General features: G+C 70.7%; 8 protein-coding genes. 5 read left to right on the forward strand and 3 right to left on the reverse strand.

What is annotated here, in order from left to right:
* The 3 genes from DVH02_RS17560 to DVH02_RS17570 form a co-directional block, all read right to left on the reverse strand.
* On the reverse strand, positions 1-1140 hold a 1140-nt coding region (locus tag DVH02_RS17560), incomplete at its 3' end, for an amidohydrolase family protein (RefSeq protein ID WP_114624758.1).
* A 124-nt stretch (positions 1141-1264) separates the two neighbouring features.
* Complete coding sequence (locus DVH02_RS17565; RefSeq protein ID WP_199566328.1) at positions 1265-1651, reverse strand: hypothetical protein; 387 nt, start codon at positions 1649-1651, stop codon at positions 1265-1267.
* Positions 1652-1752: 101 nt separating this feature from the next.
* A complete protein-coding gene (locus DVH02_RS17570; protein WP_233518287.1) occupies positions 1753-2706 on the reverse strand; it encodes a heme o synthase in 954 nt (317 codons plus the stop codon).
* Between the two features lie 495 nt (positions 2707-3201).
* Between DVH02_RS17570 and tkt the strand changes: the two genes are divergently transcribed.
* From tkt to DVH02_RS17595, 5 genes are all read left to right on the forward strand, one after another.
* Positions 3202-5292 (forward strand): transketolase, encoded by a 2091-nt coding sequence (gene tkt / locus DVH02_RS17575; protein WP_114624760.1) that lies wholly within the window; start codon positions 3202-3204, stop codon positions 5290-5292.
* A 34-nt stretch (positions 5293-5326) separates the two neighbouring features.
* Positions 5327-6445, forward strand: coding sequence for a transaldolase (gene tal / locus DVH02_RS17580; RefSeq protein ID WP_114624761.1), 1119 nt, complete (start codon positions 5327-5329; stop codon positions 6443-6445).
* 4 nt (positions 6446-6449) lie between these two features.
* Positions 6450-7982, forward strand: coding sequence for a glucose-6-phosphate dehydrogenase (zwf, locus tag DVH02_RS17585; protein WP_114624762.1), 1533 nt, complete (start codon positions 6450-6452; stop codon positions 7980-7982).
* On the forward strand, positions 7979-9046 hold the full coding sequence (gene opcA, locus DVH02_RS17590) for a glucose-6-phosphate dehydrogenase assembly protein OpcA (protein ID WP_114624763.1): 1068 nt from the start codon (positions 7979-7981) through the stop codon (positions 9044-9046). The genes zwf and opcA overlap by 4 nt, the downstream gene beginning before the upstream one ends.
* Positions 9043-9417: 6-phosphogluconolactonase (locus DVH02_RS17595; protein ID WP_199566329.1), on the forward strand; the 375-nt coding region annotated here is incomplete at its 3' end. The genes opcA and DVH02_RS17595, both read left to right, overlap by 4 nt.

Genomic DNA, 9417 nt, shown 5'->3' on the forward strand with positions numbered 1-9417 from the left:
GCCGAGGGCAACGCCCGCCGGAAGTCCGTACACCCGGCGGGCGTTGCCCTCGGCGATCATCCCCGCGACCCGCCGCGCGTCCCCGGGCGACCAGGCGCCGTCGGCGACCCAGCCGCCGAGGACCCTGTCCAGCGCCTCCCGGAAGGTCGCGGCGGCCACCACGTGCAGTTCGGGCAGTCCCCGCGAGCCGCTGGAGAACATCAGCTTCCCGAACGGCGCGACGTCCAGCATCTGCGCCAGCACGGCGGCGGCCCCGGCCCCCGTGCGGGTGAGCACGCTGCCCAGATCCACGTACACGTGCGGGAAGACGCTCGCCAGCCGCGCCGCCTGCCGGTGGTACGGGTAGCAGCCGAGCAGGACGAGATCGGCGCCGAGCCCGGCGGTGGCCGCCGCGAACGCCGTGAGCGGCACCGGGTCGGCGCTGTCGGCGCCGGTCCGGGCGAAGGCGCCGTCGTCGCCGAGGCCGCCGCCCGGACGCAGTTGCAGCGGCAGCCCCGTACCGATGGCGGTCCACAGCAGATGGCGCAGGAGTAAGGGGTCCGTGAGGCGGCCGCCCGCCCGGCGCCCGGTCAGCCACCGTACGGCCGCGCCCCTGACCGCGCCGGGGCCAGGCGGCTCCGGCGCGAGCACACCGCCGTGGGCCGTGGCGCCCACCGCGCCGAAGGCGACGGCCGTCGCGGCGGCGTGGTGCACGGACTCGGCCAGGCCCGCGAGGAAGGTGCTGGCGCCGCCCGAGACGTCCGCGACGCGCTCGGCGAGCCGCTCCAGCCTGACCACCTCGTGGCCGCCCGCGGCGCCGACGGCGGCCGTCTCCCCCGGGCCCGTCAGATCGCCGGGGAGTCCCGTGTCCACCAGATAGGCGCGGATGCCGGTGGAGCGCAGCAGTCTGCGCCCGGTTTCCAGGGCGCCGAGTTCGCGGCGGCGGGCCAGATAGTGTGCGGGCGGGCAGTGCGGTTCCAGACCGAGCAGCGGCGGGCACCAGCGCCGCACCGCGAACCCGGTCTGGGTGTCGAAGAAGGTGGTGCCGGCCGCCGGTTGTCCCACCGCGCCGCCGAGCTGTGTCTCGAACGTGCCGAGGCCCAGTTCCGTGCGGAGGACACCGTGGCAGTACTGGTCCACCAGGGACGCTGTTTCGATCATCGGGATTCCCGTCGTGGACCATGGACCGCCGGCCGCTCGCCGACCGGCGTCCTGCTGCAGTCCTAACGGGTGAACCCCCGGCCGGGTGGCGCTCCCGTCGGCGCCGGTGCCCGGTGCCGACGCCTCAGGCGCTCCGGCGTCCACCGATCTGGAGCCCGGCCATCCGGGTCCACTCGTACGGTCCTGTGCGCACCTTGGCGGCGAACTCGCCGTCGAAGGACTCGTGGAGCGTAAGGCCCGCGCGCTCGGCCGCGCCACGCGCGATGTCGTGGGTCGGAGCGACGAGGTCGCCCCACGCGCCGTCCTCGCCGACGAGCACGATCCGGGTGCCCGCCCGCCCGATGTACGCGAGCTGTCCCTCGGCTCCGCCGTGCGCGCGGGCGAAGGCGTCGATCCGCTTGGCGAGCCGGGCGGCCGCGCGCCCGGCTCGGGCCGCGCGCCGGGCGAGGGCCCGGTCCTCGTCGCTGCCGCTGCCGCCGTCGTTCTCGTCAACCTGCTGGTTCTCTGCCATGGGACAGGATGCTACCGACGGGTAGCGTGAACGGGTAGCCGGAGAAGCGGACGGGCGGGGTACGGGGTGAAGACCCCGTACCCCGCCCGTCCGTGCGGCGCTCAGCGCAGGAAGGGATCCACCGCGACCGCCACGAAGAGCAGGGAGACATAGGTGATGGACCAGTGGAACAGCCGCATCTCCTTGAGCTTGGCGCCCTCTTTGCCCGCCTTGGCGCGGGAGTGCAGGCTGTGCGCCTCCCACAGCCAGAAGCCGCCCGCCAGCAGCGCCACCGCCGTGTAGAACCAGCCGGTGTAGCCCATCGGCGTCAGCAGCAGCGAGACGGCGACCATCACCCAGCTGTAGAGGACGATCTGGCGCGCCACCACCCGGTTGGTGGCCACCACCGGGAGCATCGGGACGCCGACCCTGGCGTAGTCGTCCTTGACCTTCATCGACAGCGGCCAGTAGTGCGGCGGCGTCCAGAAGAACATCACCAGAAAGAGGATGACGGCGGCCCAGGACATCGAATCGGTGACGGACGACCAGCCGATCAGCACCGGCATACAGCCCGCGATACCGCCCCACACGATGTTCTGTGAAGTGCGCCGCTTGAGAATCATCGTATAGACGACGACATAGAAAAGGAGTGCTCCCAGCGCCAGCCAGGCGGAGAGCCAATTGACCAGGAATCCCAGCCAGAGAGTGGAGATCACGGCGAGCGCGAGTCCGAAGGCCAGGCCCTCGCGCGGCGACACCATTCCGGTGACCAGGGGGCGCTGGGACGTACGGTCCATCAGGGCGTCGATATCACGGTCGATATACATGTTCAGCGCGTTGGCGCCGCCCGCGGAGAGAAAACCGCCGATACATGTGGCGAGTACCAGCCAGAGATCGGGGACACCTTGCTGAGCCAGGAACATCACCGGCACAGTGGTGATGAGCAGTAGTTCGATGATCCGCGGCTTGGTCAACGCCACGAACGCTTTGACGCGGGCCCCGAACGGCCGATGGCCACCCGAGCTCGGAGTCAGGACGACCCCTGCGGGTCGGGACTCGACGGCCGTCACGCACACCCCTGACAGAGAAATTCCAGCAGGCCACCGGCGTTGACGACTTGGTGCACGATAGTGAGCGGGCTCTCGACACCCTACGACTCCGTCTCCGGCGTAGTCGTCGGTTGGCGACGCTCCGCGTCGCTTCCCTCCGTCGCCTTGGATCCGAAGCCGCGTCGGCGGCATCAGCCGCTCCGCGGCGGACGCTCGCTGATCCACTCCCTATCGCGCGCCGGGTCGTAAGTCCCGGTGAAGACCTGCGCGTACCACGCCACTCTAGACGTTGCCCGCATGCCGATCCTCGCGGGGGTCGGGTCGCCGGGACTCGTGTTGAACGCCCTGTGGACATGGGCCGTACACCCTGCCGAGAGCCTGCCGAGAGGCGAAGTCCGCACGCACACCGCACCCTGGAAACGCGCTCGGAAAGATGCCAGATGCTGCGGGTAGGCTCGACAGCGAACCGGTGCGCCCAAAGACACCGGGATTCGAACATGTGGAGAGGAGCCCTGACTCAGGGTGAGCACCAAGCCGACCACCACAGACCTCGAGTGGACCGAAACGGACCGCCGGGCCGTTGACACCGCCCGCGTCCTGGCCATGGATTCCGTACAGAAGGTCGGCAACGGCCATCCGGGTACGGCCATGAGTCTCGCGCCCGCCGCGTATCTGCTCTTCCAGAAGCTCATGCGGCACGACCCCGCCGACGCGCAGTGGACGGGCCGTGACCGGTTCATCCTCTCGGCGGGCCACTCGTCGCTGACCCTCTACATCCAGCTCTACCTGGCCGGGTACGGCCTGGAACTGGCCGACCTGGAGTCCTTCCGCACCTGGGGTTCGAAGACCCCGGGACACCCGGAGCACGGACACACCGTCGGCGTGGAGACCACCACGGGCCCGCTCGGACAGGGCGTCGCCAATGCCGTGGGCATGGCCATGGCCGCCCGCTACGAGCGCGGCCTGTACGACCCGGACGCCGCGCCCGGCACGTCGCCGTTCGACCACACGATCTACGCGATCGCCGGGGACGGCTGCCTCCAGGAGGGTGTCTCCGCGGAGGCGTCCTCGCTGGCCGGGCACCAGAAGCTCGGCAACCTCGTCCTGTTGTGGGACGACAATCACATCTCGATCGAGGGCGACACGGAGACCGCGGTCTCCGAGGACACCATCAAGCGGTACGAGGCGTACGGCTGGCACGTCCAGCGTGTCGCGCAGTCGCCCGACGGCGACCTCGACCCCCGGGCGCTGCACGCGGCGATCCTCGCGGCCAAGGCCGAGACGGAGCGCCCCTCGTTCATCGCGGCCCGCTCGATCATCGCCTGGCCCGCCCCGCACGCGCAGAACACCGAGGCCGCGCACGGCTCGGCGCTCGGCGCCGACGAGGTCGCGGCGACGAAGAAGGTGCTCGGCTTCGACCCCGAGAAGTCCTTCGCCGTCTCCGACGAGGTCATCACGCACACCCGTGAGGCCCTGGACCGCGGCCGTGAGGCGCGCGGCGAGTGGGAGAAGGCGTTCGCCGCCTGGCGCACCGCCAACCCGGACCGCGCGGCCACGTTCGACCGGGTGCGCGCGGGTGAACTACCCGCCGGCTGGGAGGACAAGCTCCCCGCGTTCGAGACCGGCAAGGCCGTCGCCACCCGTGCGGCGTCCGGCAAGGTCCTCCAGGCGCTCGGCGAGGTCATCCCCGAACTGTGGGGCGGCTCGGCCGACCTCGCGGGCTCGAACAACACCACGATCGACAAGACGTCGTCGTTCCTCCCGGCGGGCAACCCGCTGCCGGAGGCCGACCCGTACGGCCGCACCGTGCACTACGGCATCCGCGAGCACGCCATGGGCTCGACGATGAACGGCATCTCGCTGCACGGCAACACCCGTATCTACGGCGGCACCTTCCTGGTGTTCTCCGACTACATGCGCCCGCCCGTGCGGCTCGCCGCGCTGATGAAGCTGCCGGTCACCTACGTGTGGACGCACGACTCGATCGGTCTGGGCGAGGACGGCCCGACCCACCAGCCGGTCGAGCAGCTCGCCGCGCTGCGCGCCATCCCGGGGCTGAACATCGTCCGCCCGGCCGACGCCAACGAGACGGCGATCGCCTGGCGCGAGATCCTCAAGCGCCACGACAAGGGCAACCCGCACGGTCTGGCGCTCACCCGCCAGGGCGTGCCGACGTACGACGCCGACGACGACGCCGCCAAGGGCGGTTACGTGCTGTTCGAGGCCGAAGGGCCCGAGGGGCAGGACACGACGCCGCGGGTCGTACTGATCGGTACGGGCTCCGAGGTGCAGCTGGCCGTGGAGGCGCGCGAGCGGCTCCAGGCCGAGGGCGTTCCCACGCGCGTCGTGTCGATGCCGTCGGTGGAGTGGTTCGACGAGCAGGACCAGGCGTACAAGGACAGCGTGCTGCCGCCTTCCGTGAAGGCGCGCGTGGCGGTCGAGGCGGGCATCGGCCTGACCTGGCACCGTTTCGTGGGCGACGCCGGTCGCATCGTGTCGCTGGAGCACTTCGGGGCCTCGGCGGACGCGAAGGTCCTGTTCCGCGAGTTCGGGTTCACCGCGGACGCGGTCACCGCCGCCGCCCGGGAATCTCTCGAGGCCGCGGCGCGCTGACGCCCATATACGAACTGTAGGAGATGCAAACCTCATGACAGACGCACTCAAGCGCCTCTCCGACGAAGGCGTCGCGATCTGGCTCGACGACCTCTCGCGCAAGCGGATCACCTCCGGCAACCTCGCCGAACTGATCGACCAGCAGCACGTGGTGGGCGTCACGACCAACCCGTCGATCTTCCAGAAGGCGATCAGCAGCGGTGACGGTTACGAGCAGCAGCTCGCCGACCTCGCCACCCGCAAGGTCACCGTCGAAGAGGCGGTCCGCATGATCACGACGGCGGACGTCCGTGACGCCGCCGACATCCTGCGTCCCGTCTTCGACGCGACCCAGGGCCAGGACGGCCGGGTCTCCATCGAGGTGGACCCGCGCCTGGCGCACCACACCGAGGCGACCATCGCCGAGGCCAAGCAGCTCGCCTGGCTGGTGGACCGCCCGAACACCCTGATCAAGATCCCGGCGACCAAGGCCGGGCTGCCGGCGATCACCGAGACGATCGGCCGGGGCATCAGCGTCAACGTCACGCTGATCTTCTCGCTGGAGCGCTACCGCGAGGTCATGGCCGCCTACATCGCGGGTCTGGAGAAGGCGAAGGCCGCGGGGCTGGACCTCTCCAAGATCCACTCGGTGGCGTCCTTCTTCGTGTCCCGTGTGGACGCCGAGATCGACAAGCGGCTCGACGCGCTGGGCACCCCCGAGGCCAAGGAGGCGCGCGGCAAGGCGGCCCTGGCCAACGCCCGGCTCGCCTACGAGGCGTACGAGGAGGTATTCGGCGGGGAGAGCTGGGCCGCCCTGGACCGGGCGCAGGCCAACAAGCAGCGTCCGCTGTGGGCCTCGACCGGCGTCAAGGACCCGGCGTACAAGGACACCCTGTACGTGGTCGACCTGGTGGCCCCCAACACGGTGAACACCATGCCGGAGGCCACGCTCGACGCCACCGCCGACCACGGCCGGATCACCGGTGACACCGTGCGCGGCACCTACGACCAGGCGCGCGCCGAACTCGAAGCCGTCGCCCGGCTCGGCATCTCGTACGACGACGTCGTGCAGCTGCTGGAGGACGAGGGCGTCGAGAAGTTCGAGGCGTCCTGGAACGACCTGCTCAAGTCGACCGAGGCGGAGCTGAAGCGCCTCGCCCCTTCGGAGGGCTGATCCCTTGACCGCAACCCACGGAGCGAACCCGCTCCGTGACGCCGCGGACCGACGGCTCCCGCGTATCGCGGGGCCGTCGGGCCTGGTCATCTTTGGCGTCACGGGCGATTTGTCCCGCAAAAAGCTGATGCCTGCCGTCTATGACCTCGCCAACCGTGGTCTGCTGCCGCCGGGCTTCTCCCTGATCGGCTTCGCCCGGCGCGAATGGCAGGACGAGGACTTCGCGAAGGAGGTCCACGACGCCGTCAAGGAGCACGCGCGCACCCCGTTCCGCGAGGAGGTCTGGCAGCAGCTCGTCCAGGGGATGCGCTTCGTCCAGGGCGTCTTCGACGACGACGACGCGTTCGAGAACCTGAAGGCGACGATCGCGGAGCTGGACAAGGCGCAGGGGACGGGCGGCAACTTCGCCTTCTACCTCTCCGTACCGCCGAAGTTCTTCCCGCAGGTCGTCCAGCAGCTCAAGAAGCACGGGCTCGCGGACCAGAAGGAGGGCTCCTGGCGGCGCGCCGTCATCGAGAAGCCCTTCGGCCACGACCTGGACTCGGCGATCGAGCTGAACAAGGTCGTCCACGAGGTCTTCCCGTCCAACGAGGTCTTCAGGATCGACCACTATCTGGGCAAGGAGACCGTCCAGAACATCCTGGCGCTGCGCTTCGCCAACACCCTGTTCGAGCCGATCTGGAACCGGTCGTACGTCGACCACGTGCAGATCACGATGGCCGAGGACATCGGCATCGGCGGCCGGGCCGGGTACTACGACGGCATCGGCGCCGCCCGCGACGTCATCCAGAACCACCTGCTCCAGCTGCTCGCGCTGACCGCGATGGAGGAGCCCGCCTCCTTCGACGCGGACGCGCTGGCGGCGGAGAAGACCAAGGTCCTCGGCGCGGTGAAGCTGCCCAGGGACCTGGGCGCGCACACGGTGCGCGGGCAGTACGCCGAGGGGTGGCAGGGCGGCGAGCAGGCCGTCGGCTACCTCCAGGAGGAGGGCATCGACCCCCGGTCGAAGACCGACACGTACGCCGCCGTGAAGCTGGAGATCGACAACCGCCGCTGGGCGGGCGTCCCCTTCTACCTGCGGACCGGCAAGCGGCTCGGCCGCCGCGTCACCGAGATCGCGGTCGTCTTCCAGCGTGCCCCGCACTCCCCCTTCGACCACACGGCGACGGAGGAGCTGGGGCAGAACGCCCTGGTCATCCGGGTCCAGCCGGACGAGGGCGTGACCATGCGGTTCGGTTCGAAGGTGCCGGGCACCTCGATGGAGGTGCGGGACGTCTCGATGGACTTCGCGTACGGCGAGTCCTTCACGGAGTCCAGCCCCGAGGCGTACGAGCGGCTCATCCTCGATGTGCTGCTCGGCGACTCGAACCTCTTCCCGCGCGTGGAGGAGGTCGAGCTGTCCTGGAAGATCCTCGACCCGATCGAGCACTACTGGGACAAGCACGGCAAGCCCGCGCAGTACGAGTCCGGGACCTGGGGTCCGGTCGAGGCGGACGAAATGCTCGCACGAGACGGACGGAGCTGGCGTCGGCCATGAAGATCGACCTTACGGACACCACGTCCAGCAAGATCAACAAGGCGCTGGTGCAGGGGCGCAGGGCGATCGGCACCCCCGCCATCGGCATGGTCCTCACCCTGGTCCTCGTCACCGACGAGGAGAACCAGTACGACGCGCTCAAGGCCGCCAACGACGCGTCCCGCGAGCACCCGTCGCGCAAGCTGGTCGTCGTCAAGCGGGTCTCCCGCTCGCCGCGCGACCGCGCCAAGGCGCGGCTCGACGCGGAGGTACGGGTCGGCGCCGACGCGGGCACCGGCGAGACGGTGGTGCTGCGTCTGTACGGCGACGTGATAGACCACGCGCAGTCGGTCGTGCTGCCGCTGCTCCTGCCCGACGCCCCGGTCGTCGTGTGGTGGCCGGTCAACGCGCCGGTGAACCCCGCCAAGGACTCGCTGGGCAAGCTGGCGCAGCGCCGGGTGACGGACACGTACTCCGCCGAGAACCCGGTGGAGGAGCTGACGGCCCGCGCCGACGCCTACACCCCGGGCGACACCGATCTGTCCTGGACCCGGATCACCCCGTGGCGCTCGATGGTCGCCGCCGCCCTGGATCAGGTGGACTGCAAGGTCACCTCGGTGGAGGTGGAGGGCGAGCAGCACAACCCGAGCTGTGAGCTGCTGGCCATGTGGCTGGCGAACCGGCTGCGGGTGCCGGTGCGGCGCGGTGTCTCGGCCGGTCCCGGGCTGACGGCCGTACGGATGGAGACGTCCTGCGGGCCGATCAAGCTGGACCGGGCGGACGGGTCGCTGGCGACGCTGTCCATCCAGGGCCAGCCGGACCGCGCGGTGGCGCTCAAGCGGCGGGACACCGCCGAGCTGATCGCCGAGGAGCTGCGTCGGCTGGACCCGGACGACACCTACGCGGCGTCGCTGCGCTTCGGCGTGCACCGGCTGGGTGACGGGGGGCGGGCGGCGCTCTCGGCGCCCGCGTACGCGACGTCGTCGCTCGCGTCGGGGTCCGCCGCCACCGGGGAGTCCTCCGGCGACTCCGCTTCCTCGGCGGCCACTCCGGCCACCATGCCGAAGAAGGCGTCACCGAAGTGAGTACGCCGCAGCTCGTCGTGCACCGCGACAAGGAGCTGATGGCGCAGGCCGCGGCGGCCCGGCTGATCACGAGGGTCGTGGACGCCCAGGCCGCCCGGGGCTCCGCCTCGGTGGTGCTGACCGGTGGCCGCAACGGGAACGGGCTGCTGGCCGCGCTGGCGGCGGCGCCCGCCCGGGACGCGGTGGACTGGTCGCGGCTCGACCTGTGGTGGGGCGACGAGCGTTTCCTGCCGGAGGGCGATCCGGAGCGCAACGTCACCCAGGCCAGGGCGGCGCTGCTCGACTCGGTGCCGCTGGATCCCGCGCGGGTGCACGCGATGCCCGCCTCGGACGGTCCGTACGGCAGCGATGTGGAGGCGGCGGCCGCCGCC

The organism is Streptomyces corynorhini (assembly GCF_003346515.1).
GTDB classification, from domain to species: Bacteria; Actinomycetota; Actinomycetes; order Streptomycetales; family Streptomycetaceae; genus Streptomyces; species Streptomyces corynorhini.

What these genes read in the sequence shown, in the direction of transcription:
- tal (WP_114624761.1), top strand. Translation starts at nt 5,327, where the DNA reads ATGACAGACGCACTCAAGCGCCTCTCCGACGAAGGCGTCGCGATCTGG.
- DVH02_RS17565 (WP_199566328.1), bottom strand. Translation starts at nt 1,651, where the DNA reads ATGGCAGAGAACCAGCAGGTTGACGAGAACGACGGCGGCAGCGGCAGC.
- opcA (WP_114624763.1), top strand. Translation starts at nt 7,979, where the DNA reads ATGAAGATCGACCTTACGGACACCACGTCCAGCAAGATCAACAAGGCG.